Here is a 523-nt window from a genome sequence, read left to right as displayed (position 1 = left end):
AAGAAGAAAACGTCGAAGAAGAACGTCGCCTGATGTACGTCGGCATTACCCGCGCCAAACGCCAACTTACGCTGACCCACTGACTCAAACGCAAAAAGCAAGGCACATGGCAGTTCCCCGAGCCGAGCCGCTTTATAGACGAAATGCCGCAGGAAGACATCAAAATCCTAGGCCGCAAAGGCGGCGAGCCGATTGTGAGCAAGGAAGAGGGAAAAAGTAATTTAGCAGGATTGCTGGATATGTTGGGAAATAAAAGAAAAGGATAAAGCAAGGCCGTCTGAAAGTAAGGTTTCAGACGGCCTTATTGTCAGCAAAATGTCAAAGTCAACTATCAAATAATTTTTACTTTAGACCTTTACGCCTGTCTATCCCCATTCCTTCCGATTCTTCAAAAATAAACAAAAATAATCGAATAATCAGGTACAAAAATAAAAAATCAAACGATACGATTGCTCCATTCCCCTTCAATTCACAAGCAAAAATTGTCAACACTTGAAGTATAAATTCACAAGCAAAATTGCAT

At 41.7% G+C, this 523-nt stretch carries 1 protein-coding gene and 1 pseudogene; one reads left to right on the top strand and one right to left on the bottom strand.

Features of this window, described 5'->3' with window-relative positions; genetic code table 11:
• Window positions 1-266 (top strand): annotated as a pseudogene (locus tag ACTHUE_RS20080) (3'-5' exonuclease); the annotation flags it as partial.
• 76 nt (window positions 267-342) lie between these two features.
• Here the strand turns inward: ACTHUE_RS20080 and ACTHUE_RS20075 are convergent.
• Window positions 343-523: hypothetical protein (locus ACTHUE_RS20075; protein ID WP_440424288.1), on the bottom strand; the 181-nt coding region annotated here is incomplete at its 5' end.

It is taken from the genome of Neisseria sp. P0021.S005, assembly GCF_051956955.1.
The sequence above is the reverse complement of the archived record's forward strand: the minus strand, read 5'-3'. Positions and strand labels throughout refer to the sequence as shown.